This is a genomic window from Flavobacterium alvei (genome assembly GCF_002920895.1).
Taxonomy (GTDB): domain Bacteria; phylum Bacteroidota; class Bacteroidia; order Flavobacteriales; family Flavobacteriaceae; genus Flavobacterium; species Flavobacterium alvei.
The window spans coordinates 76886-102831 of record NZ_PQVG01000003.1; the positions used below are offsets into that span (position 1 = coordinate 76886).

A 25946-nucleotide genomic window follows, 5' to 3' on the forward strand; every position below is an offset into this window, starting at 1 on the left:
TAATGTAAAAAAGAATCTGAAATAAATTCAGATTAAAGGGGTAACAAATTTAAAACCCAATTGATATAACGGTATAAATCAAAAATTATAATCCTTTAAAAATAGAAATTATGAAATCAACTCATCACAAATCAGAAAAAAACACCATTAACAAATATTATCTTCTAATGGTTTTAGCAACATCAATTGGTTTTGCACAAACAGAAAAATCAACTCAAGACATCGTAAAAGCTAAAAGCGATTTGGCAAGCACTGGTGCAATTACCAATCTTTATTTTAAAGAAAATAGTATGTCTGGAGAAATGACTTCTATCTCTGACGAAACTACAGAACCTGTTCAGATTCTAAAAACAAGAACTAAAAGTAATCAAACGAACGAAAGAACTACAAGACCAAACGGTCAGGATGATGGAAATCCTTTTCCTCCTAAAAGCACTTTGAAACAAGAGAGTAGTGTTAAGCCAGGATATAATGTAAAAGCAAACAAAAAGATATAAATTTTAGATTATGAAAAATTTAAAAAAAATTGGAATCACTTTCTTCCATAAACTCTGGGCATTAATTACTCGATAAAAAAAACAAGAATCTGAAATAAATTCAGATTGAAGGGGTAACAATATCAAACCCGAATTGATATAACTATAAACAACCATTTTAAAACATTAGAAATTATGAAAAATCAAATTAAAAACATCGGACTTTTAGCTTTAGCAACAATGATTTTCGCAAGCTGTACTAACAATGAAAATTTAGATCCAATTCCTCCAACAGCAGCTGCATTCAAAGGAATAAACGAAGCCGGACTCAAAAGTAATACTCAAAATTTCACAGCAACTGCTGGAACAGGAACCATAACTTTGACATCTGCAAAAGGAGTTATTATCACTTTAAACGGGAATACGCTAACTAAAAACGGAAGTCCTGTTACTGGAGCAATCGACATTACTTTTATCGAGCTTTTCGACAAAGGAAATATGCTAATCACTAACAAACCTACAATGGGAGTGATGCCTGACGGTAAAAAAAGTTTACTAAAATCAGGTGGAGAATTTTTCATCAAAGCCTCTCAAGGCGGAGTTGATTTAGTGTCAAATGGCGGTATTCAACTTCAAGTACCCGCAAATTTAACAGGAACCATTGATACAGGAATGCTATTCTGGGCAGGAGACATTACTACCGATCCTGAAAATTTGGCTTGGGTAAGACCTGGAACTGCTGCAGGAACTGGAGGGCAAAAAGACGGAAATGTTGATTTTAAACAAAATACTTATAATGTATCTTTTGGCAACTTTGGCTGGACAAACGTGGATAAATTCTACAGTGACCCCAGACCTAGAACAACCATTCTAGCCGAAGTTCCAACTGGATATGACAACACCAATAGCGCTATTTATTTGTCATATGATGGCGAAGGAACCAATGCTTTAGCTAAATTAGATACTTATAATTCCACTACGAAACAATTCAGCGAACATTACGGTCAAATCCCAATAGGACTGGCTTGTCACGTGATTTTTGCCACTGAAGACAATGGCAATTGGAGATATGCCATCAAAGCAGTAACCGTTGCAGCAGGCGATGTTTACACCTTTAGTTTAGCGGAAACAACAGTAGCAACTGAAGCTCAAATGGTGGCAGCAATTAATGCGATTCAATAGTCTAAAACAGAAGTTTTTGAACGAAGTGGTGATTTGCTCACCACTTTTTTCTATTTTTAGAACCTTAACTAAACCAAATGGATTATGAAAAAACAAATTTCTATTTTCTTTTTTCTATTCTCTATCGTATCTTTTTCGCAAACCAAGGTAAAAGATACCGTAACTCGAAGAGCCAATATCACTTATAATCAAAAGGCTAATGCGGTAAAATTCAAACCTGAAACGCCTCCGTTAATTCCGATTGCGGGCGCACCAAAACCTTCCTATTCTCACTTATGGGAATTTGGAGATGGTCATTATAGTAAAGAAGCCGAGCCTAAACACGTTTATAAAAACAAAGGAACTTACACCGCTAGACTTGCTGTAACCAACAATTACGACAACGGAAAACCACCGGCAACCAGACCAAAATCGGTGGCCGTAAACGAAACTTCGAATGAAGAAGTTTACACTGATATTGCTTCCATCGAAGATCAAAATGGATTGGCCATCCAAAAAAATTGTGACCCGATTCCCGACCAACAAATGGAAGTGATCGTGAGTTATCAAAATATGGAAAATTATGTCACCGACGGGAAATTATATCTTTTTTACAACGAAAAACAATTCAAAAACAACAACTTCGAATTGGTCGATTTCCGAACGTATGCTGGCGAACGAGAAGTAAAAGAAAATTTGGTGGCAACTGCGAATGATTTAGAAAACTCCAATTCTTATTTGGCTTCTGCAAATGCATTGGCAGTAGCCAAAAGATACAGAACTACAACCACCGAAGAAGATTTAGATGCGACCTTGTTAGAAGCGAACAAAACTTATAAAAACGTAACCGTTTTAGAATTTGACGGCGTAAATCCGGGCGAAACCCGCAATGTGTTTTTCACGCACAAAACCACGCCCGAAATGATTAAGGACACCAGTGCCACCGTGACAATGCGAAGTGTTTTTGTACCGAATAGAAGTTATAAAAACCACAAAATAAAAAACCTAGAAATGGAAATCGTGACCTCGCACGACCCCAACAAAATGGGTTCCAACGGGAGTTTTATGAATTATAGATTGGTGCGATTTAAAAGAGTCAATTTCAAAACCCGATTCCAAAATAACGGCGAAGGTCCAGCGAGAATGATTCGATTGGAAACCGACATTCCCGAAATGTTCGACAAAAAAACCTTCCAGATTGAAGATATGTATCCTAAATGCCCTATTTGCCCTAAAGGAGAAGAACCCACAACAAGTTGTTTGGATACCATCATCAAACAAAAACAAATTTTCTTCACTTTCAAAAACATTTATTTGCCGGGAAGCGAGCAGAAAAACGTCAAGGAAAAGGACAGTACCAAAGGATTTGTCAAGTATTCGATGAAGTTCAACAAGGACTTTCACAAAGTAAATACCAAAAGCCGAACCGCAATTATTTTCGATAAAAACGAACCCATCATTACCAATTATGCCACGACACGATTCAGTCCCGGAATTTCTGTTGGAGCCAAAGTGGGGTATAATTACTATCCCGATTTAGAAAATTCCAAGAGTTATTTTGTGGGAGCCACAATTTCGCCTTATAAATCCTATCGTTATTATTGGCAAGCCGAATTTGTAAACAGCTTGCATTCTTATGACGGGACGACCACAACAACAGAAACATTTGTGCAAAATGCCAATGGCGTTCGTCAATTGCAACGCATCACAACTTCGATAGAAAATAGCAGTATCAATTGGGAAATTCCCGTTTTGATGCGTTATAACATTAATAATTTTATTGGAATTGGCGCAGGATTGCAAGCCAATTTTAATGTTTCGGAAAAGCAGGAACAAAACCTGAAAATAGAAACTTATGAAGGACCAACCGATAAACTTTTACTCTCAACAACCAACGAAACTAACACTCAAAAAGAATCTTTTACCAATTTCAAAACGGGATTGTTGTTTGATTTGACTGCAGGTTTTGCTCGAATTGGCCCCAGTTTTGGCGCGAGATATGTCATCAATTTCGAAGACAATTTCAATTATTTCCAGTTGTATGGCATTTGGAAGTTTTAATTATTGGCACACGGATGACACGGATTTAAACAGATTGTCACGGAGTTTCTTTTGAACAGACTTAATAAACTTAATTCCTTAATGGTTAAAAAACTTATTTTTCTTCTGATTGTTTTAAGTCTAAATGTTTTTGGACAAAATCCGCTTACGCCAGAAGATAAAATTTATGCTGCCATTGATGCCTATTCCACCAATCCCACCGCTGAAGGATTGCAAAATTTAGCCAAAACAGAAACTGATTTTTGGAAAAATCCCAAACCAAAAACCAAGAATGAACTACTTGCGATTGTTGTCCTAAATTGCAACAAAGCCTATTACGAAAATCTATTTGGAAGAACCCACCAAGCCATTTCGAGTTATGAAAAAGGCTGGCAAGTGTATCAAAAATACCAACTTTCTAATTACGACATTACGGAATATTGCCTGAAACCTTTGGGCAATCTTTACACTATTATGGGCGATTACGACAATGCCGAAAACACCATCAAACAGTATTATTTTATTGCCGAAACCGAGAAAAACCAAGTCCAAAAAATAGCGGCAATCCTGAATTTATCGAATGTATATCAAAACACGGGTCGAGTAAACGAAGCGATTGATTTACTCGAAAAAACCATTAAAACCGAGAAATTATCTGCCGTTCAAAAAGGAAACTTGTTCAACAACTTGGGAAATAATTATGTGTTGAGCTACAGACAACCTACCTTTTTTCCATCCAATATGATAAAAAAACTGGAAAGCTCCTATTTATCGGCCATTCAACTATTAAAATCCGACAAAACCCAAACCGAAACGCTGGCCAATTGTTACCGCAACTTGTCCTCATTAAATTTGCAATGGCAAAAGATGGAATTGGCCAATTCTTATTTTGAAAAAGCCAAGAACTATTTCTTTGCAAGTCCGAATATTTCGTCTCGAAAGCTAGCCAAATTCAAATACGAAGAAGCCAATTTATTGTTTCAACAACAAAAATATTCCGAATCCAGCATCTTGATTAAAGCCGTTTTCAAAATTTTGATTCCCAATTATTCCAATCAAAAAAACATTCTGCCCAATCCCAATTCTCTTTATGCCGAAACCGTTTTGCTGGACGCTTTGGACTTGCAAGCCCAAATTTTTACAGAACAAAACCAACCCAAAAAAGCCTTGGAAGCGTATGCACTTTCTTTTCAAATCGAGGATTTATTCTCAAACTTGTTGGTCTATGAAAATTCAAAAATCATCAACCAAATCCGCATCAGAAACCGAACCGAAAAATGTATTGCCATTTATGATTTTCTCTACAAAAAAGAAGGGAAAACCAGTTATATAGAAAAGGCTTTCCTACTTTCGGAACGAACCAAATCGGGTGTTTTGAAAAGTTATCTTTCCGACAAAAAAACAGCTTCGAGGGAAGAAAAATTGTATTTGGAACAACTCCAAAGCTGGAATAATAAAATCGTCAAAGAACAACAAAAAGGCGAATTGGCGAACATTTCAAAAATAAACGAAGCGATAAAAAAACAAAACGAATTGATGCTTTCGCTAAAAAAAATCAGAGCCAAAAATCAAGTCAATTCAGCCGAAAACATTGATTTAAAATCCTTGTATTCGAAACTGGAAAAAGACAAAGCCATTATGGTGGAGTATTTTTCGGGCTTTGAGAAAATGTACATTTTTACCTTGGCAAACCAAAGAATAAAACTTGAACACATTAACATAACAGACACGGCGATACCGAAAATAATTTCGTTTTTGGATTATTTCAGCGATGCCAATAAAATAATTGACGATATTTCGGGTTACAATCATTATGGTAATTCAATTTACAAAATGTTGCAATTGCCTACAAACTGGACTTATCAAAACCTCGTCATAATCCCAGACGGAATACTGTGTTTTCTTCCTTTCGAAGCCTTGATTACCAAAGAATCCACCACGACCAATTTTGCCCAAATGCATTATTTGCTGAATGATTTCAGGATTGCCTATAATAATTCGGCAACATTTTATTTGGATGGCAAACCCATTTCAAGAGATAAGAAAACAGTTCTAGGCATTTTCCCAATTTTCGAAAAAACAGCTTACGAATTGGTGTTTTCCAAAACCGAAATGCAATCCATAAAAAGCAATTTCGACGGCCAATTTTTCGATAATAAAACTGCTACTTTCGACAATTTCAAGAAGAATACTGCCAATTATTCGATTTTGCATTTGAGTACGCACGCCACTTCAGGCGATACCGAAACGCCGGCAAGTATTAAATTTTATGATCAGGAAATCTTGTATTCAGAACTATACAACCTCAACATCAATCCCGATTTGGTGGTTTTGAGTGCTTGCGAAACGGGAATAGGAAAACTCTACAAATCCGAAGGTGCGATGAGTGTTGCCAGGGGATTCCAGTTTGCCGGAGCACAAAATTTGTTGTTTTCCTTATGGAAAGTGAACGATTATACGACTTCGGTTTTTATGGAAGATTTTTATGCAAACATCAAAAACGGAAGTTCGTATTTGGAAGCCAATCATCAAGCCAAACTAGATTTCTTGAACGACAAATCGGTTTCGAATGCCAAAAAATCGCCTTATTACTGGAGTGCTTTCGTGTATTATGGCGGAATTGAAACTGCCGAGAAACCAACGAATTATTCTTTTTATATTCTTGGGTTATTGCTATTAATTGGACTATTTTTGGTCTATAAACACTTTCGAAAATGAACTACCTTCCTTATCTTCTCAAAAAAGAAAACTACAAAAAAATAAAATTCAAGGTTTCGAAAACCCAACATTTGCTGATAAAAGCAAAGATTAACGGCGTAAAAGGCAATTTTATTCTCGACACGGGAGCATCCAATAGTTGTATTGGTTTTGAAAGTGTCGAATTGTTTCAACTCGAAGCCAAAGATTCTAAAACTAAAGCTTCTGGTGCTGGAGCAACCGGAATGACCACTCAAACAGCGCATAAAAACAAACTACAATTGGGCAATTGGAAATACAGTGATTTTAATCTTGTTATTTTTGATTTATCCCACGTCAATGAAGCCTTGATTGCATATAAAGCTAAACCTGTTCACGGCATCATAGGTGCCGATATTTTAATGAAAGGCAAGGGAATTATTGATTACTACAATCATTGTTTGTATTTGGGGAAATAAAAAATCCCGTTCAATTTCTCAAACGGGATTTCTATATTTTGAAATGGAATTTTACAATTCAAAAGCTTTTTTTGGATTTCCTCCGCAAAGCAATTCTACAGGGTTTTCCAATGCTTCTTTCACGGCAACCAAGAAACCAACAGACTCACGACCATCAATAATTCTGTGGTCATAAGAAAGAGCTACATACATCATTGGGTGAATTTCCACTTTGCCATTTACAGCAATCGGACGCTCTATAATGTTGTGCATTCCAAGGATTCCAGATTGAGGAGGGTTGATAATTGGAGTTGACAACATAGATCCAAAAACACCACCATTTGTGATAGTAAATGTTCCTCCTGTCATATCATCAACGGTGATTTGTCCGTCACGTGCTTTGATGGCCAATCTTTTGATTTCAGCTTCGATTCCTCTGAAAGATAAATTTTCGGCATTACGAACCACAGGAACCATTAATCCTTTTGGTCCAGAAACGGCGATAGAGATATCAGCAAAATCGTAAGCTACTTTATAATCACCGTCCATCATTGAGTTTACATCAGGGAACAATTCTAAAGCTCTTGTTACCGCTTTTGTAAAAAATGACATATATCCTAAACCAAGACCGCCGTGTTTGGCTTTGAACGCATCTTTGTATTCGTTACGCAAAGTATTGATTGGTGTCATGTTTACTTCGTTGAACGTTGTCAACATCGCAGTATCATTCTTAGCAGCCACTAATCTTTCGGCTACTTTACGACGCAACATTGATAGTTTTGTACGTTCTGAACCACGATTTCCTCCCGTAGGGGTTCCCATAGATGGAACTGCGTTTATGGCATCATCTTTAGTGATTCTTCCGTCTTTTCCGGTTCCAACAATAGTAGAAGGTTGAATATTTTTTTCGTCTAATATTTTTCTTGCTGCTGGCGATGGAGTTCCTGAAGCGTAAGAAGTTGGTGCTACTGGAGCAACTACTTTTACTTCTTCTTTCTTAACTTCGGCAGCTTTTTCTTCTTTTTTCACTTCTGCTACTGGCGCTGCAGCTGATGGTTTTGCTGCATCAGTATCGATATGACACACAATTGCTCCAACGGCTACAGTATCTCCTTCTTCTGCTTTCAAAGAGATGATTCCGCTAGCTTCTGCTGGCAATTCTAATGTTGCTTTATCAGAATCTACTTCGGCAATGGCTTGATCTTTTTCTACATAATCGCCCTCTTTTACTAACCAAGTTGCAATTTCAACTTCTTTTATTGATTCCCCTGGTGATGGGACTTTCATTTCTAAAATCATCTTGTTTGTATTAAATTATGAATTTTAAATTTTTTATAGGAACTGTTTTTTATCTAATATAATCCTTTTCGAAAACCATTTTAAGGGCTTTTGCATGACGGTTTTTAGATCTTGTATAACTTCCTGACGCTGATGCTGAGGAAACTCTTAATGATGCCAATCTCCATTTTACTAAATCGAAATTCATCAACATATAACCGTAAGCCCCCATGTTTTTAGGCTCTTCTTGTGCCCAAACATAATCGTCGGCATTTGGGTATTTTGCAATAATTTCTTTTAGTTGTTCAGCAGGGAATGGGAACAATTGTTCGATTCTCACAACTGCTACATCCTTTCTACCTCTTATTTCTCTTTCGGCTGTGATGTCATAATAGAATTTTCCTGTACAGAAAACCAGAGTTTTAATCTCTGATTTGACTATAGAATTGTCATCAATAGTTTCTTGGAATGCACCATTTTCTAATTCTTCGATGCTAGAAACTACTCTTGGATCACGAAGCAAACTTTTTGGTGTGAAAACAACAAGTGGTTTACGGAATTTTAATTTCATTTGTCTTCTCAATAAATGGAAGAAGTTGGCCGGTGTTGTACAATCGGCAACATACATGTTTTGTCTAGCGCAAAGTTGCAAAAAGCGTTCCATACGTCCTGAAGAATGCTCAGCTCCTTGGCCTTCATATCCGTGAGGCAATAATAAAACGATTCCGTTTTGATTGTTCCATTTGTCTTCTCCACACGAAATATATTGGTCAATCATAATTTGGGCTCCGTTGGAAAAATCACCAAATTGTGCTTCCCAAATGGTTAGTGCTTTTGGATTTGCCAAGGCATATCCATAATCAAAACCTAAAACTCCGTATTCAGACAGCAATGAATTGAAAGCGTTAAATTTTCCTTTTTTTCCTTCAAGGCTATTGATTAAAACTACTTCTTCTTCTGAATCTTCAACTTTTACAACTGCATGACGATGTGAAAAAGTTCCGCGTTCTACATCTTGACCTGAAATACGAACGTCAAAACCTTCTCTTAGTAAAGAGCCGTAGGCCAAATGTTCGGCCATTCCCCAATCTAATTTATTGGTTTCGAAAAACATTGTTTTTCTGTCGTTGATTAATTTTTGAACTTTGCTAATGAATTTTTTATCGGTTGGCAAATTACAAATAGCATTGGCCACAGCAGTAAGACCCTCCTTTGTATAAGTCGTGTCCACTTTTGTAAGCATTTGTGAAATTCCAGCAGTTTCAAAACCTTTCCACTCATTTTGTAAAAACGGAGTGATGATAGTCAATTCTTTTTTGCGAGATTCTTCAAGGCTAACCTCTAAATCGGCTTTGTATTCGGTTTCTAATTCTTTTACATAAGTAGCATCGATTACGCCTTCGGCCAATAATTTTTCAGCATAAATATCTCTTGGATTTTTATGTTTGGCGATGATTTTATATAAAATAGGTTGTGTAAAACGGGGTTCGTCACCTTCGTTATGACCGTATTTTCTATAGCCCAACAAATCGATAAATACGTCACGACCAAAATGCATTCTGAAATCTAAAGCGAATTGTACAGCATGTACAACAGCTTCGGCATCATCGGCATTAACGTGCAATACTGGCGAAAGTGTTACTTTGGCAATATCTGTACAATAAGTTGATGAACGTGCGTCAAGATAATTAGTAGTAAAACCAACTTGATTATTGATTACAATATGAATAGTTCCACCTGTTTTATAACCATCTAATTGCGACATTTGAATGATTTCATATAAAAGACCTTGTCCAGCAATAGCGGCATCACCGTGAACGGCAATTGGCAATACTTTTGAGAAATCGTTTGGGAAGTATTTGTCTTGTTTGGCTCTTGTTATTCCTTCGATTACAGCTCCAACGGTTTCTAAATGCGATGGATTTGGTGCTAAATTGATATTAATGGTTTTTCCTGTACTAGTTCTTTTTTCAGCACTTAATCCCAAATGGTATTTTACGTCACCATCAAAATATTCTTGGTCTTGGTAATCTTTTCCGTCAAATTCGCTAAAAATATCTTGGGTAGATTTTCCGAAAATATTAGCCAAAACATTCAAACGGCCACGATGAGCCATTCCCATCACAAAATGTTCTACTCCTTTTTCGGCTGCTTTTTCTATTAAAGCATCAAGTGCTGGAATGATTGATTCTCCTCCTTCGAGTGAAAAACGTTTTTGACCAACATACTTAGTGTGCAAGAAGTTTTCGAATGCAACGGCTTTGTTTAATTTTCTTAGAATTGTTTTTTTCTGTTCTACCGAAAAATCTGGCTGGTTGTCGTTGTGCCCTATTTTAGATTGAATCCATTGAATATCATTAGGATTTCGGATGTACATATATTCTACACCAATAGATTGGCAGTAGATTTTATCTAAATGACCTAATATTTCGGCCAAACTGCAAGGCTCAATTTTGATGATTCTAGCAGCATCAAAAACGATTGGTAAATCAGCTTTTGTTAACCCAAAATTCTCCAAGTCTAATGTTGGCGAATACGTTCTTCTTTTATGAACCGGATTTGTTCTAGTAAACAAATGTCCACGACTTCTATAAGCATCAATTAATTTGATAACCTTAAACTCTTTCAGCAGTTTTTCTGTTCCAGAATTGTTTTCAGGAGCTACAACTGTCTTGATTTCTGGTTGAGTTACTGGATTTTCTCCGTTGTAAGTTGCCATTCCAAAGTCGAAACCCTGAAAAAAGCCTCTCCAACTTGGCTCTACGCTATCTGGATTTTCTAAATATTGATCGTAAAGTTGGGCAAAAAATTCGGTGTGAGCCGCGTTTAAGAATGAAAACCTGTCCATAATTGTATAAAATATCTTTATATGTTAAAAATAGTTTGGCAAAAGTACAATAAAACAATACACATAATATTTTTTTTTACGTACTTTTACGTAATAATTTGTTAAATTAATCCAAAAAGCATGAAAAATAATCATCATTTAACCATTTTCAGGTCATTATTTGTTTTGGCATTCCTATTTGTTTTTAATCCAATAGCCGCTCAAGGACCATCAAATACTCCCAGTTCGTCAAATGGTTTTTGGAAAAATGTTCAATTTGGAGGAGGATTGGGATTGAGTATAGGATCAGGTTATACAGACATCACCATTTCGCCAAGTGCGATTTACAATATAAACTCAATTGTTGGTGTTGGAACTGCCTTGCAGTTTGGTTATGTTTCTGCAAAAAATGACTACACCTCTACTATTTATGGAGCAAGTTTAATTACCTTGGTTAATCCAATTCCTGAAATTCAGCTTTCGGTAGAGTTAGAAGAAATCAACGTCAATACCAACTATAAATATTATGGCGTTTCGGATTCTTTTTGGAATACAGCCTTGTATGTTGGTGCGGGTTACAGAACAGGAAATGTTACCATAGGGGCTCGTTACAATGTTTTATTTGATGAAAACAACAGCTATTACAACGATGCATTTATGCCTTTTGTTAGGGTTTATTTTTAATATTTATTCCTAAACCACACTTTTTGCCATTCTCTTTTCAAAATCAAAAAGGCTACATTCTCGGCTAGGATTACTAAATCTGAACCATCCAATTTTTTGATTTGATCTTCAGATACATCTATGATGTATAGTAAATTTAAATATTCGGCAAATTTGTATTGAATCATTCGATAGATTTTTTCATGCATTTGAATTTTCAATTCTTCGGGTGAAATGCTCTTGGGAAAATCTATTCCTTCATTGGCCAAATTAAAATCCTTATTGATTTGTTCAATTAATTTCAAGTATAAAGATTCCTTTTCGGCTTCTTCGAGTAATTGATTTGTATTTATTGGAGCAATGAAATTCATTCGATAAATTCTTTTGAAGTGGTTATCTGTAATTAATTATTTTCTATTAGCATAAAATGAAATCTAAATTTGGAATAAAAACAGCCCCAAATAACGAATCCTATTCAAGCCAGTAAAGATGTTTTAAAAATAATTCGACTCGAAAATATAAAATAGGAGATGAAAAACAACTGTTTTTAAGAATTAAATTTTTGCTTCAACGATAAAACAATCAAATTAGGTATTTCTACTCCTTAAATTTTCTTCTAATGTTTTTAACCAAAAAGACCATCAGCGCGAACTGATGGTCTTTATTGAATGTATATTGAAAAGAAATATTATTTTTTTTATGTAGTTTTTACGCTAACAAAAACACCAGCAGCAGTAAAAGTTAATTTCAGTTTAGTTCCTGTAGCGGTTATAATGGTTACATCATAACTTCCATCTGATTCTAAATGAGCTTCTTTTATTGTCGCACCAGCATAATTTGTGCTGATATACGTTTTAATGCTAACTATTAAATCATTAATAATAACCGAAACTGATCCTGCTGAATGATTGTTATTAGAATCAGAACCCACTACAAAAACTCCTGCCGCGGTAAAATTCAATTCTAATCGAACTCCTGCTGCAGTGGTAATATGCACTTCAAAACCACCGTTCCAATCTTTTTCTGCAGATGTAATCGTGGCTCCAGCATAATTTGTTGTGATGTATGTGGTAATTTCTGTCAGTAAATTGGCGACAGCAATTGGAGTTTCGTGATTGGAATGATTATTTCCGCAAGAACTTACAGAAACAAAATCGCCAGTAGCACTAAAATTTAAGTTTAGGTTAGCACCTGCAGCAGTAGTAATAAACACGTCAAAACTTCCGTCAGACTCTTTGTGGGCCGAAGTAATAGTAGCACCTGAATAAGTTGTGGTAATATAAGTTGTTATGCTTGTCGCTAAATCAGCAATGGCAACTGGAGTTTGTGGTTTATCATGATTGTGACGGTGATTTCCGTTTGTTCTAAAAACACGTGCAGATTCAAAGGTTCCATCGGCTGTAAAATTCAATTTGATTTTACTTCCATCGGCCGCAGTAATTAAAACATCAAAACTTCCACCAGTTTCTGTGTGAGCAACATTTATTGTAGCACCTGGATAATTGGTAGTGATGTAAGTTGTTATTGCTGGCAATAGATCAGCAATGGCAATTGGAGTTTCTATTTTTGTAATTATTAAAACGCCTTTTGCATTGAATTTTAATTTTACAACTACATTAGTAGTTTTTGCTGTTGAGGTTGTTTTTGCTGTAGCACCAGCAGCAAGAGTTACATAAGTTACATAAGTTCCATCAGCATTCAAATTTACTTCGGTTGTTGTAGAACCTGCATATTTAGATGTAATGTAATTGGAGATTGTAGTCGGTAAAGCGGCAGCAGAAACCACTTCATAAGTTGAAGTTGCACTTGTGTCTGTATTTGATGAAACTGTGTCATTATTTGTGCAACTAAATAATACACAAGATAATGCTAATGCTAAAATAGTGTTTTGATTGGTTTTCATTTGTTAAAAATTTAAAATTAGGTAAAACTATATCATATATTTTATACGGATTTTTTATAATTCTATTAGAACTTGTCATTTAAAACATTTTAAAATAAAATTACCCTACCTTATTTTCTGTTTTTTTTTAGGTTTAGTACTACTAGTGCCCATTAAAAAATAATTATAATTTTTTAACTAGCTGTAAATATTTGTGTTAAGAATCATTTTTGAGGGTGATGATTTGAAATTATTATTTTCGAATAGAGTAACAATCAAGATTACTATGATTTTTTAATAAAACTAAAACACAAAAAAACAGGCAATCACGCCTGTTTAATTCTTTGTTCATTGATATGGTAACGGAAATTCTATTTTAGCTTATGTATTTCTGCTCATCAAATTTTCGCCAAAAGCTTTCAAAATGGCTTTTTTATCTTCTGAAATTTTTATTTGTTCTAAGGTTTCGAATGCTTTCAAAGTGTATTCTTCAATTGTTTTTTGTGTGGCTTTTGAAGCTCCAGTTGTATTGAAAATTTCTTTTACGGCAGCTATTTTATCGGAGTTGTCGTCTAATTTGGTCGAAAATAAATGCAATAATTGTTCCTTTTCGGTTGGTTTTGCAAATTCGAGCGCTTTCAAGTACAAATAGGTTTTCTTGTTTTCGATGATATCGCCACCCACTTGTTTTCCGAAGGTTTCAGGATTACCAAAAGCATCCAGATAATCATCTTGCAATTGGAATGCCAAACCTAAATTAAGACCAAAATCATAAATTAAACTTCTGTTTTCTTTAGAAGAACGAGCCACAATGGCGCCCATTTTCATTGCTGCAGCAACGAGAACAGCGGTTTTATATTCAATCATTTTTAGATATTCGGGAATCGTAACATCATTTCTGGTTTCGAAATCAACGTCATATTGCTGTCCTTCGCATACTTCGAGAGCTGTTTTACTGAATAATTTGGCCAGTTTTCTAAAGGTTTCTGGTTGGTAATTTTCGAAATATTTATAGGCCAAAATCAACATTGCATCGCCAGATAGAATTCCAGTGTTGATGTTCCATTTTTCGTGTACGGTCTCGTTTCCTCTTCGCAGTGGAGCATCGTCCATAATGTCGTCATGCACCAAGGAGAAATTATGAAAAACCTCGACTGCCATTGCTGCTGGCAAAGCTAATTTGTAATCTATATCAAAAATATCTGCAGTCATCAAGGTTAAAACTGGACGCAATCTTTTGCCTCCCAACTGCAAAATGTAGTCTATGGGTTGGTATAGATTTTTGGGTTCTTTGTCAATATTTTGACTTTTCAAATAGATTAAGAATTGCTCTTGATACTCGCTGATGGTAAGCATTACTATTGTTTTTTAAGGTTCTGATTTTAAAGACTACAAAGTAACTTAAAAAACCTGAGACTTTAATTCCAGAAAAAAAAAATAAAAATACTTTGGAAACTATTTTGGTATTCAAAGTTTCCGTTCTATATTTGCACCAGAAATTAAAAACTAAAAAGTCTTTTTACCTTATAAAACTAACCTATTATGGCAACTAAATGGACTATTGATTCAGATCAATCGGATGTGTTAATCCAAATGAAAGATTCAACAATTACTTATTTGGGAAATGAAATCAATCATTTTGATGGATTTGTATCTCTTGATGAAGATGGAATTGAAGATGCATCGGTGGAATTTTTCTTAGAAAGTAAAACGTTTTCTTCAAAAAACAGCCAAGCTAGATTGGAGAATAAAAACAATGTTGGATCTACAAAAAAACCTCTTATTCGATTCAAATCGACTTCTTTTCAGAAATTTAAGAACAATATCAATTTCTTGAAAGGCTATTTGACCATAAAAGATGTGACAAAAATGGTTGAACTCGATGCCGAATTCATTGGAATTAATAATTACAGCGGAACCAAAAAAGCAGCTTTTGAAATAAAAGGAGATATTAATCGAAACGATTTTGGTTTAGACAAAAACTTCAACAATTCGCAAGAGAAATTTGGATTCGGAAAAAACTTGAAATTGGTAGCTAACTTGGAATTTTCGATTTAATTCTTTTAGATAAACTCCCAAAAGTTAAGTTTTCGTGAACTTTTAGAAAACTAGAATTTCAATAAAAGTTTACAACATACATTTGAATAAATAATAAAGAGTCTGAATTCGTTCAGCAAAAAAATGAAAGATAAAATTATAGCAAAAGCAACCGACTTATTCTTGAAATTAGGATTCAAGAGTGTCACAATGGATGATATTGCTGGAGAAATGTGTATTTCTAAAAAAACAATTTACAAATATTTCTGCAATAAAGAACTTTTAATTGAGGAATCGACAGCATTAGTTCACAAAGAAGTACATCAAATTATTGATAATATAGTAGTTAAAAATCACAATGCTATCGAGGAAAATTTCGAGATTCGAAAAATGTTTAAAGAAATGTTTAAAGCAGGCGATTCGTCACCGGTTTATCAATTGAGAAAACATTATCCCGAAATTTACGATAACGTAATGTCGAGAGAAATAGACGAATGCAATGTGGTTTTTAAACAAAACATCGTAAAAGGAATTGAACAAGGTTTGTATCGAAAAGAAACACCAATTGATACTTATGTTGAATTTTATTACACGCTAATTTTTAGTATTAATGGAAAGATAAGCTCCGAAAAAGAAGCAAATGAAAAGGAATTGTTGGCCTTAGAATACCATACCCGAGCAATGGCAACTCCCGAAGGAATAATAGAACTAGAAAAACAATTAATAAACTACCATCTATAATGAAGAAACTATTTATCATACCCTTATTCGTTTTTGCCCTGACGGCAAAGGCGCAGGAAACACAAAAAAGCTACAGTTTTAACTTAGAACAAGCTATTGCTCACGCTACAGTCAACAACTATTCGGCCATCAATGCAGCAAGAGATATTGAAGCCTCTAAAGAAAAGAAATGGGAAACAACCGCTGCGGGTTTGCCACAAATTAATGGAGGAGTTGATTATACAAACAATTTCGTTTTACAAAAATCGGTTGTTCCAGCAGAATTTTTTGGAGGAGAGCCAGGAACTTATGCCACCGTTGCTTTTGGAACCAAACACAATATGTCAGCTCACGCTACTTTGAGTCAGTTAATTTTTGACGGATCCTATATTGTAGCACTTCAGGCTTCTAAAACCTATATGAAATACTACGAAAATGCAAAACAAAAAACCAGTACCGAAATTCGAGAAATGGTCACCAATTCTTATGGTAATGTATTGCTGGCAGAAGAGAGTATTGCCATTCTAGAAAAAAACAAAAAAGCGCTCGAAAAAACCTTATCCGACACTAAAGAAACTTTCAAAAATGGATTGATTGAAGAGGAAAATGTGGAACAATTAGAAATCACATTGACCTCAATAAACAGTACATTGAACTACAACAAAAGATTGGTTGACGTAGCTTATAAAATGCTAAAAACCAACCTAGGTATCGAAATCGCTAGTGATTTGAAGCTGACCGATAAATTAGATAATTTAACCGTTTCTAATTTGGATATGGCATTTTCTCAAAGTGAATTTAACGTTTCGAATAACATCAATTATCAAATGGCTCAAACGTTTCAAGAGCAAAGAGAATTAGAGCTGAAACTAGAAAAAAGCAAAGCTTTGCCCTCATTATCAGCCAATCTTAATTATGGAACCAACGCATTCAAGGATGAGTTTCAGTTTTTTACTCAAAATCAAAATTGGTTCAATTATTCCAATCTTGGTGTAAGTTTAAGAGTGCCAATATTCAGTAGTTTGGCCAGAAGTTCGAGAACCCAACAAGCCAAAATTGCTTTGGATCAAGCCAAAACCCAATTGACAGAAACCGAGCAAAAATTGAAATTGCAATATGCAAGTGCGAAAAGCGATTATGAATTTAGTGTAGAAGAATATGCTACGGCAAAAACAAATTTGAATCTTGCTGAAAGAATTGAAAAAAAGCAACAAATAAAATTTACCGAAGGACTTTCGACTAGTTTTGATTTTAACGATGCGCAAAGACAATTATACACTGCACAACAAAAATACTTGCAGTCGATGGTAGATGTAATCAACAAAAAAGCCGCTTTAGAAAAAGTAATCAACAAACAATAATCCACTATAAATAACTATAAAAAATGAAATCGAAGATTCACGAATTCCAAACAAAAAATATAAAAGTTATGAGTAAAAAAATATTCCTCATCGCCACCGTTTCGTTAGTGCTTTTCGCTTGCGGTAAAAACGAAAATAGCACCAATATTGATGACTTAATTGCATCCAAAAACGTTAAAGAACTTCAAGCAAAAAAAGCATTAATCCAAGGTGATTTAACCAAAATTGATGAAGCTCTAGCTATCTTAGACGTAAAAACAGAAGAAGCATTAGTTTCTGTACAAACCGTAAAAGACACCGTTTTTAGTCATTATCTTGAAATTCAAGGAAGTATTGATACTAAAGAAAATATTTTGGTGCAACCCGAATATCAAGGAACTTTAGTTTCATTGAATGCGAAAGCAGGACAAAGAGTTTCGAAAGGACAAATTTTGGGAAGAATTGACGACGCTGGATTGAGCCAACAAGTAGCCAGTTTAGAAAACCAATACGCTTTGGCAAAAACTACTTTCGAACGTCAAAAAAATCTTTGGAATCAAAAAATTGGTTCTGAAATTCAATACTTGCAAGCACAAACCCAAATGGTTTCTGCTCAAAGAGGGGTTGCTCAAATCAAAGCGCAATTGGCAAAAACAATCATAAAAGCGCCATTTACGGGCACAATCGATGAGGTTTTTGTAGAAAAAGGTCAAGTAGTAGCACCAAGCGCACAAGGATTGATGCGTATCGTGAATTTATCGAATATGTATGTTTCGACTTCGGTTCCTGAAACATACATTGGTAAACTAAAAGTGGGTACTGAAGTGGATGTGGTTTTATCTTCTTTAGGAAAAACCTATAAAGGAAAAGTACGCCAAATTGGAAACTTTGTGAATCCAAACAACCGTAGTTTTGGAATTGAAGTAAGTGTTCCAAATCCTGAAAATTTATTGCGTCCAAACCAAGTAGCTAATCTTAAAATCATTGATTACGTAAGCAAAGATGCTGTTGTAGTTCCTACGAATGTCATTCAGGAAGATGGTCAGAAAAATAATTTTGTTTTTGTAGTAACCAATTCCAACGGAAAAACAGGAATTGCTAAAAAAGTTATTGTAAAACTAGGACAATCTTCAGGGAATGTTACCGAAATTCTAAGCGGGTTATCCTCCGAAGTTATAATTGTTACCGAAGGAGCGAATGCTGTTTCAGAAGGAATGAAACTTAATTTTTAAAAGGGTTTAAAGGTTTAAGAGTTTAAAAATTGTTTAATATCGGCTTAAAATATTAAACCTTTAATCAACTTTAAACCATCTTAAACCATTTTAAGCAACATTAAACATTAAACTAAAAATAGAAAGATGCACAGTATTAATCATAAAAAATTCGGCATTTCCAATTGGGCGGTAGATAATCGAGTTACCGTTTATATCGTAACGGCACTGATAGTAATTACAGGAGTTTACGCCTATATCACAATGCCGCGTGAAGATTTCCCAGAAATCATCGAAAACAAAGTATATATTTCGTCCGTTTTCCCTGGGAATTCAGCCGAAGATGTAGAGAAATTGGTTATCAAACCATTAGAAAAAGAAATCAAAAACATTAGTGGGGTTACTAAGGTAACTTCGAGTTCGTTTCAGGATTACGGAATGATTATCGCAGAGTTTGATGACGATGTTTCTATTGATGCCGCTAAAGTAAAAATCAAAGACAAGGTTGATAATGCCAAAGCCGACACCGATTGGCCAAATCTAGACAACGGAAGCAAGGTAGAACCGAATGTTTTTGAATTGAACATTTCCGAAGAAGTGCCTATTTTGAACATCAATCTGCAAGGAAATTACACTACGCAACAACTTAAAAAATACGGCGAATTAATTCAGGATGATTTGGAAGAAATCTCCGAAGTGAAGAAAGTCGATATTCTTGGTGTGGATGATAAAGAGGTAGAAATTGCTGTAGATATTTTCAAAATGACAGCTGCACAAGTAACTTTCGATGAAATTCAGAATGCGGTTAAATATGAAAATATGACCCTTTCAGGCGGAAACTTAGTTTCTCAAGGTTCTAGAAACAACATCCGAATTGTGGGAGAAATTAAAGACCCGAAAGAACTGGAAAATGTGGTGGTAAAATCTTTTGGTGGAGCCGTTTATCTAAAAGACATTGCTGTTGTTAGCTTCAAAGAAAAAGAAAAAACGACTTACGCTCGTGAGAAAGGTACAGAAGTAGTGATGTTGAGTGTGAAAAAACGCTCGGGACAAAATATGATTTCGGCTATCGAACAGGTGAAAGAAAGAATTGAGAAAGCACAAGCTTCTTATTTGCCAAAAAACCTGAAAATCGAAATGACAAACGACCAATCTTCTCGTGTAGAACATCAGGTAGATGAATTGTCGAATCACATTATTTTCGGGATTATTTTGGTAATGATTGTGTTGATGTTCACGATGGGATTGCGAAATTCCTTGTTCGTTGGAGCAGCAATTCCGTTATCGATGATGATTGCTTTTGCTATACTTTCGGCTTTGGGATTGACATTGAATACGATGGTACTTTTTGGATTGGTAATGGGATTAGGAATGCTGGTTGATGACGGAATTGTGGTCGTTGACAACGTTTTTGCCAACATGAAAAAAGGAATGGATCGAGTTACGGCTTCCAAAGTGGGTATTGGAGAAATCGCTTGGCCTGTAATTTCATCGACAGCTACCACCTTGATGGCGTTTTTACCTTTTGCCTTATGGCCAGGAACTATGGGTAAATTTATGAAGTATTTCCCAATGACTTTGACCGTAACGCTTACCGCTTCGTTATTTGTGGCGATGGTTGTCAATGCAGCAATGACCGGAGGTTCGATGGATACTGAAGACCGAAATATTTCTAAAAAGAACCTGAAATTCTATACCATTCTATTTTTGGCATTCGGAATATTCTTGGCTTTTATTGGGTCAAAATATACGTATGATAGTAAATTGGTGCGAGGAATTGGGCATTTATTGTTGATTTCCACCGGTTTAATGTGGTTGTATTTCCTTAAATTGTACCAATGGACACAAGATTTTCAACACAGTTTTTTCCCAAGAATGGAAGAAAAATACAAAGTGTTTTTAGCCAAAATCTTAACCCAAAGAAATTCTTGGATTGCCTTAGTATCCATCATTGGAATGTTGTTTTTCTCTTTTGTTTTACTAGGTATTTTCCCGAGAAAAGTATTGTTTTTTCCAGACAATATCCCGAATCAGGTTATTGCTTACATCGAATATCCACAAGGAACTTCGATAGAGAAAACCAATAAAGCAACCCTATATGTAGAAAATCAAATCATTGGAATTTTACAAAAATATGTAGAAGACCCAAAAACAGATAAAAACTTCCTTGCAGAAAGTATCGTTTCGCAAGTGGGAATTGGTGCTGGAAATCCAAATGTTGATGCAGGCTCGGCTTCGGAAACGCCATTCAAAGGAAAAGTAACCGTAAGTTTTTCTGAATTCAAATTCCGTAAAGGCATTAATACTTCGGATATTTTAGAAGAAATTCGGTCTAAAGTAAAAGCCATTGCGGGAGCAACCATAACTGTCGAAAAAGACGCCAATGGGCCTCCAGCTGGTTATCCTATCAGTATCGAATTGAAAGGAACCGATTATGATTTGATGTTGAAAGAAGCCGATAAAATGATTGCTTTTGTTAATTCGAAAAACATTCCCGGCATCGAAAAATTGAGCGTGGATATCAACAGAGACAGCCCTGAATTAGAAGTAAAAGTCGATAGAGTAAACGCAGGAAGTATGGGTGTTTCTACAGGACAATTAGGTTTTGCCTTGCGACGTTCGGTTTACGGTCAAGAAATTTCGACTTACAAAGAAGGTGATGATGATTATAATATTGTGATGCGAATGCAAGACGATCAACGCAAGAACGAAAACATCCTTTTCAATCAATCGTTGACTTTCAGGAACCAGAATAACGGACAAATCGTGCAAGTTCCCGTTTCCGCGATTTCACAAACTGAAAAAACGAAGACCTATAATCAGATTAAAAGAAAGAATCACAAACGAATAATGACTATTTATTCGAATGTCTTGACTGGTTTTAATGGAGATGAAATTACCAAACAAATCAAAACGGAATTAAAAAATTATAAATTACCAAGTGATGTGAGTTATTCCTTTTCTGGAGTTCAAGAAGAACAAGGCAAGAATCAAAGTTTCTTGATGTATGCACTCTTCTTGGCATTAGCAGGAATCACGCTAATTATTGTTTTGCAATTTAATTCGGTGTCGAAAACAATGGTGATTTTATTCACTGTTATCTTGAGTTTTAGTGGCGTTTTTTATGGTTATGTAATTGCAGGAATGGATTTCGTAATCCTAATGACGATGATGGGAATCATATCGCTGGCGGGTATTGTGGTGAAAAATGGAATTGTATTGATGGATTTCTTTGTCTTATTATTAGATAAAAAAGTTACCGATAATAAGTTAAAAAGCCATGATGATTTAACCTTAGACGAAATTAAAGAAGTAATTATCGAATCGGGAAAATCTCGTTTGCGTCCAGTATTGTTAACGGCTTTAACGGCAGTTTTAGGATTGATTCCGTTGGCGATTGGTTTGAACTTTGACTTCTTTACCCTAATCACCGATTTTAATCCGCACTTTTTCATGGGTGGAGACAACGTGATTTTCTGGGGACCTTTGGCTTGGACGATTATCTTCGGATTAACTTATGCCACGGTATTGACCTTGGTTATGGTTCCTGTAATGTTTTATTTGGTAAAAAGAACCAAATACTGGTTGCGAGATCGAAGATTAGCTAGAGCTGAAGTATAATAAATTTATAGATTTTAATTGAAAAAAACCACCTAAAATTTGATTTTGGGTGGTTTTTGCTATTAAAAGGGTGATGATTAATTAAATTCAAAAGTATAGAAGAGTTGCTCCATTTGAAAAAATAGCAGCTTAATAGTTAAATTAAAATACCAAAATGTGTATTTTTGAAATTTAATAGAGTAAAAGATAAACATGAATAAAAAAGTATTTGTTAGCGGATGTTATGATATGTTGCATAGCGGCCACGTAGCATTTTTTGAAGAAGCAGCTCAACAAGGTGATTTATATGTTGGCATTGGTTCAGACAGGACAATCAACGAATTAAAGGCTCGAAAAACTATTAATTCCGATGCCGAACGACTATATATGGTTAATTCATTGAAAGTTGTAAAACAAGCTTGGATAAACAGTGGCGGTGGATTATTAGATTTTGTTGAAGAATTGAAAGAACTAAAACCCGATATATTCTTTGTAAACACCGATGGTCATACGCCTCAAAAAGAAGCTTTGTGTGAGGAGATGAATATTGAATACATCGTTAGCAAACGAGTACCACACGGCAATTTGCCAGCTCGTTCCACAACAGCCTTGCGTCAGGAATGTAGAATTCCATATCGTATTGATATTGCTGGTGGTTGGCTCGATCAGCCTTATGTTAGCAAATATGTAAGTGGTTCAGTGATTACCATTTGTGTAGAGCCCGATTACGAATTTAATGACCGCAGTGGAATGTCCACCAGCAGTAGAAAAAAAGCCATTGAACTTTGGCATACTGATATTCCTGAAGGAGAAAAAGAAAAATTGGCTAAAACCTTATTCTGTTTTGAAAATCCTCCCGGAACAAAATATGTGAGTGGTTCTCAAGATGCACTTGGTATAACAATGCCAGGTTTAAATAAATATTACTACGACGGTGAATATTGGCCATCTGATATACAGTCGGTTATGGTTTCGGAATTGCTGGATTGGATTGAACAACGCATTTGGATGATTCCGCTTTATCCTCGTGAAATGGATTATGATGTTTTAGCAAATACTCAAATAGACGAAAAAGGAGCTCGTTGGTTAAGTGAAGCCACAGATGCTTGTTGGAAAGCTTTGCAACAACAAGATGCGCCAGCCGTTGGAAAAGCAATGACTCAAAGTTTCGAAGCTCAGATTTCGATGTTTCCTAATATGGTGACGCCAGATATTATGGCTCAAATTGATTCTCACAAAAAAGATGTTTTGGGTTGGAAAGTTAGTGGCGCTGGTGGAGGAGGTTATTTGATTTTCTTTAGTGAAAAACCCATTGAAAATGCAATTCAAATACGAATTAGAAGGTAATTTTTTTTGAAATCAAGAAAAATTAACCATTTATAAAATCAAAATCGGCTGTTACAAATTTTTGTGACAGCCGATTTTTTTATAGACGCTATAAGTATTGATTTAATACACAGAAAGAGAAATTTATTGTCTAAATTTTATCTCGAATTTCTGAAATCATGAACGTCTTTCTATGTAGTAAATTTAAAAAATTAATGTTTACTAAAAAAACATTTCACAAAGAAATTGATCATATTATTCAAAAATGAAACAATTCTAACTTTTTGACAATAGTAGTCTTACAGCTAATTCAAAAGCGAGTCTAATACTTTTTGCAATTCAATTTCTGAAAGGCAAATTAAGATTAACACTATTTTAAAGTATTAATTAAACTAAGTTTTACCAATTTAGAGTTTAAGTTGATTTTTGTTTTTACTTTTGCAGTCTAAAATTTAGATTATGTATAGAAGTCATAGCTGTGGCGAATTGAACGCCTCACACATTAATACCGAAGTTACGCTTGCGGGTTGGGTTCAAAAATCTCGTGATAAAGGATTTATGAATTGGGTCGATTTGCGTGACCGTTACGGAGTTACACAATTAATTTTTGACGAAAGCCGCTCTCAAAAAGAAGTTTTTGAATTGGCCAAAACCTTAGGACGTGAATTTGTAATTCAAGCCAAAGGAACCGTTATCGAACGCGAAGCAAAAAACCCAAATATGTCCACAGGAGATATTGAAATTCTAGTAACAGAGCTCAAAATATTAAATGCATCAATAACGCCACCTTTTACAATCGAAGACGAAACCGATGGCGGTGAAGATATTCGAATGAAATACCGTTACTTGGATATTCGTCGAAATCCTGTAAAAAACAATTTGCTTTTCCGTCATAAAGTAGCAATGGAAGTTCGAAAATACCTTTCGGATTTAGATTTTTGTGAAGTAGAAACCCCTTATTTAATCAAATCGACTCCTGAAGGCGCTAGAGATTTTGTGGTGCCATCAAGAATGAACGAAGGGCAATTTTATGCATTGCCACAATCGCCACAAACGTTCAAACAATTATTGATGGTGGGCGGAATGGATAAATATTTCCAAATCGTAAAATGTTTCCGTGACGAAGATTTGCGTGCCGACCGTCAGCCCGAGTTTACACAAATCGATTGCGAAATGGCTTTTGTAGAACAAGAAGATATTCTGAATGTTTTCGAAGGATTGACCCGTCATTTATTGAAAGAGATCAAAGGAATTGAAGTAGAAAAATTCCCAAGAATTACCTACGAATATGCCATGAAAACTTATGGAAACGACAAACCAGATATTCGTTTCGGAATGGAATTTGGCGAGTTGAATGAATTTGCACAACACAAAGATTTTTCTGTTTTCAATTCGGCTGAATTGGTGGTTGGAATCGCTGTTCCAGGAGCAGGAAATTACACTCGTAAAGAAATCGACGGCTTAATTGATTGGATCAAACGTCCACAAATTGGCGCCAGCGGAATGGTTTATGTAAAATGCAACGAAGATGGCACTTTTAAATCATCGGTAGATAAATTCTATGATCAAGATGATTTAACTAATTGGTCAAAAGCAACAGGAGCACAATCTGGAGATATGATTTTTGTACTTTCGGGACCAGCAGACAAAACTAGAACCCAACTTTCGGCTTTACGAATGGAATTAGCTGCTCGTTTAGGTTTGAGAAAATCAGATGAATTTGCGCCACTTTGGGTGGTTGATTTTCCGTTATTAGAATTGGATGAAGAAAGCGGTCGTTATCATGCTATGCATCATCCGTTTACATCGCCAAAACCAGAAGATATGAGTTTGTTAGAAACTGAACCCGGAAAAGTTCGTGCCAATGCTTATGATATGGTCCTGAATGGAAACGAAATTGGTGGTGGTTCGATTCGTATTCACGATAAGGCAACACAACAATTGATGTTTAAATATTTAGGATTCACACCTGAACAAGCCGAAGATCAGTTTGGATTCTTGATGAATGCTTTTCAATATGGTGCACCACCTCACGGAGGCTTAGCTTTTGGTTTGGATAGATTAGTTTCAATACTTGGAGGTCAGGAAACCATCCGTGATTTTATTGCTTTTCCGAAAAATAATTCAGGAAGAGATGTGATGATTGATGCTCCCTCGGTAATTGATGAATTGCAACTGAACGAATTGCACATTAAATTAGATTTATAGCCGTTTATCGATAAAATAGGTTAGAAATCGTTGAATATCAAAT

The 25946-nt window shown here is 35.3% G+C and carries 18 protein-coding genes; 13 read left to right on the forward strand and 5 right to left on the reverse strand.

What is annotated here, in order from left to right:
• The first annotated feature begins 110 nt into the window (after window positions 1-110).
• From C3L50_RS05705 to C3L50_RS05725, 5 genes are all read left to right on the forward strand, one after another.
• Window positions 111-497 (forward strand): hypothetical protein, encoded by a 387-nt coding sequence (locus tag C3L50_RS05705; protein WP_103805204.1) that lies wholly within the window; start codon window positions 111-113, stop codon window positions 495-497.
• A 174-nt stretch (window positions 498-671) separates the two neighbouring features.
• Entirely contained in the window at window positions 672-1658 is a 987-nt protein-coding gene (locus C3L50_RS05710) for a hypothetical protein (protein WP_103805205.1), read from the forward strand.
• Between the two features lie 84 nt (window positions 1659-1742).
• Window positions 1743-3698 carry a PKD domain-containing protein gene (locus tag C3L50_RS05715; RefSeq protein WP_103805206.1) on the forward strand — a complete coding sequence of 652 codons (1956 nt, stop codon included), beginning with the start codon at window positions 1743-1745 and terminating at the stop codon, window positions 3696-3698.
• Window positions 3699-3779: 81 nt separating this feature from the next.
• Entirely contained in the window at window positions 3780-6395 is a 2616-nt protein-coding gene (locus C3L50_RS05720; protein ID WP_103805207.1) for a CHAT domain-containing protein, read from the forward strand.
• Complete coding sequence (locus tag C3L50_RS05725) at window positions 6392-6832, forward strand: retropepsin-like aspartic protease (RefSeq protein WP_103805208.1); 441 nt, start codon at window positions 6392-6394, stop codon at window positions 6830-6832. The genes C3L50_RS05720 and C3L50_RS05725 overlap by 4 nt, the downstream gene beginning before the upstream one ends.
• Before the next feature lie 51 nt (window positions 6833-6883).
• Here C3L50_RS05725 and odhB read toward each other — a convergent pair whose 3' ends face one another.
• Both odhB and C3L50_RS05735 read right to left on the reverse strand, forming a co-directional pair.
• Complete coding sequence (gene odhB / locus C3L50_RS05730; RefSeq protein ID WP_103805209.1) at window positions 6884-8110, reverse strand: 2-oxoglutarate dehydrogenase complex dihydrolipoyllysine-residue succinyltransferase; 1227 nt, start codon at window positions 8108-8110, stop codon at window positions 6884-6886.
• A 49-nt stretch (window positions 8111-8159) separates the two neighbouring features.
• Window positions 8160-10937, reverse strand: a complete 2778-nt coding sequence (locus C3L50_RS05735; protein ID WP_103805210.1) for a 2-oxoglutarate dehydrogenase E1 component — start codon at window positions 10935-10937, stop codon at window positions 8160-8162.
• Window positions 10938-11057: 120 nt separating this feature from the next.
• Here C3L50_RS05735 and C3L50_RS05740 point away from each other — a divergent pair, with 120 nt between their 5' ends.
• Window positions 11058-11600 (forward strand): hypothetical protein, encoded by a 543-nt coding sequence (locus C3L50_RS05740; protein WP_103805211.1) that lies wholly within the window; start codon window positions 11058-11060, stop codon window positions 11598-11600.
• On the opposite strand, the gene C3L50_RS05745 is transcribed toward C3L50_RS05740, so the two are convergent.
• The 3 genes from C3L50_RS05745 to C3L50_RS05755 all read right to left on the reverse strand — a co-directional run bounded on the left by C3L50_RS05745 (window position 11597) and on the right by C3L50_RS05755 (window position 14817).
• Window positions 11597-11950: a hypothetical protein gene (locus C3L50_RS05745; RefSeq protein WP_103805212.1), complete on the reverse strand. Its 354-nt coding sequence runs from the start codon at window positions 11948-11950 to the stop codon at window positions 11597-11599. The genes C3L50_RS05740 and C3L50_RS05745 overlap by 4 nt on opposite strands.
• Before the next feature lie 326 nt (window positions 11951-12276).
• Window positions 12277-13482 carry a PepSY-like domain-containing protein gene (locus C3L50_RS05750; protein ID WP_103805213.1) on the reverse strand — a complete coding sequence of 402 codons (1206 nt, stop codon included), beginning with the start codon at window positions 13480-13482 and terminating at the stop codon, window positions 12277-12279.
• Window positions 13483-13842: 360 nt separating this feature from the next.
• Window positions 13843-14817 (reverse strand): polyprenyl synthetase family protein, encoded by a 975-nt coding sequence (locus C3L50_RS05755; RefSeq protein WP_103805214.1) that lies wholly within the window; start codon window positions 14815-14817, stop codon window positions 13843-13845.
• Window positions 14818-15003: 186 nt separating this feature from the next.
• On the opposite strand from C3L50_RS05755, the gene C3L50_RS05760 reads away from it, so the two are divergent.
• The 7 genes from C3L50_RS05760 (at window position 15004) to aspS (ending at window position 25903) form a co-directional block, all read left to right on the forward strand.
• The gene (locus tag C3L50_RS05760; protein ID WP_103805215.1) at window positions 15004-15519 is read left to right on the forward strand and encodes a YceI family protein; all 516 of its coding nucleotides are present in this window, start codon (window positions 15004-15006) and stop codon (window positions 15517-15519) included.
• 123 nt (window positions 15520-15642) lie between these two features.
• Window positions 15643-16239 carry a TetR/AcrR family transcriptional regulator gene (locus tag C3L50_RS05765; protein ID WP_103805216.1) on the forward strand — a complete coding sequence of 199 codons (597 nt, stop codon included), beginning with the start codon at window positions 15643-15645 and terminating at the stop codon, window positions 16237-16239.
• On the forward strand, window positions 16239-17579 hold the full coding sequence (locus tag C3L50_RS05770) for a TolC family protein (RefSeq protein WP_103805217.1): 1341 nt from the start codon (window positions 16239-16241) through the stop codon (window positions 17577-17579). The genes C3L50_RS05765 and C3L50_RS05770 overlap by 1 nt, the downstream gene beginning before the upstream one ends.
• A gap of 68 nt (window positions 17580-17647) precedes the next feature.
• A complete protein-coding gene (locus tag C3L50_RS05775; RefSeq protein WP_103805545.1) occupies window positions 17648-18790 on the forward strand; it encodes an efflux RND transporter periplasmic adaptor subunit in 1143 nt (380 codons plus the stop codon).
• A 126-nt stretch (window positions 18791-18916) separates the two neighbouring features.
• A complete protein-coding gene (locus C3L50_RS05780; protein WP_103805218.1) occupies window positions 18917-22390 on the forward strand; it encodes an efflux RND transporter permease subunit in 3474 nt (1157 codons plus the stop codon).
• A 192-nt stretch (window positions 22391-22582) separates the two neighbouring features.
• Window positions 22583-23716: an adenylyltransferase/cytidyltransferase family protein gene (locus C3L50_RS05785; protein ID WP_103805219.1), complete on the forward strand. Its 1134-nt coding sequence runs from the start codon at window positions 22583-22585 to the stop codon at window positions 23714-23716.
• Window positions 23717-24154: 438 nt separating this feature from the next.
• Entirely contained in the window at window positions 24155-25903 is a 1749-nt protein-coding gene (gene aspS, locus C3L50_RS05790) for an aspartate--tRNA ligase (protein ID WP_103805220.1), read from the forward strand.
• Window positions 25904-25946: the final 43 nt, after the last annotated feature.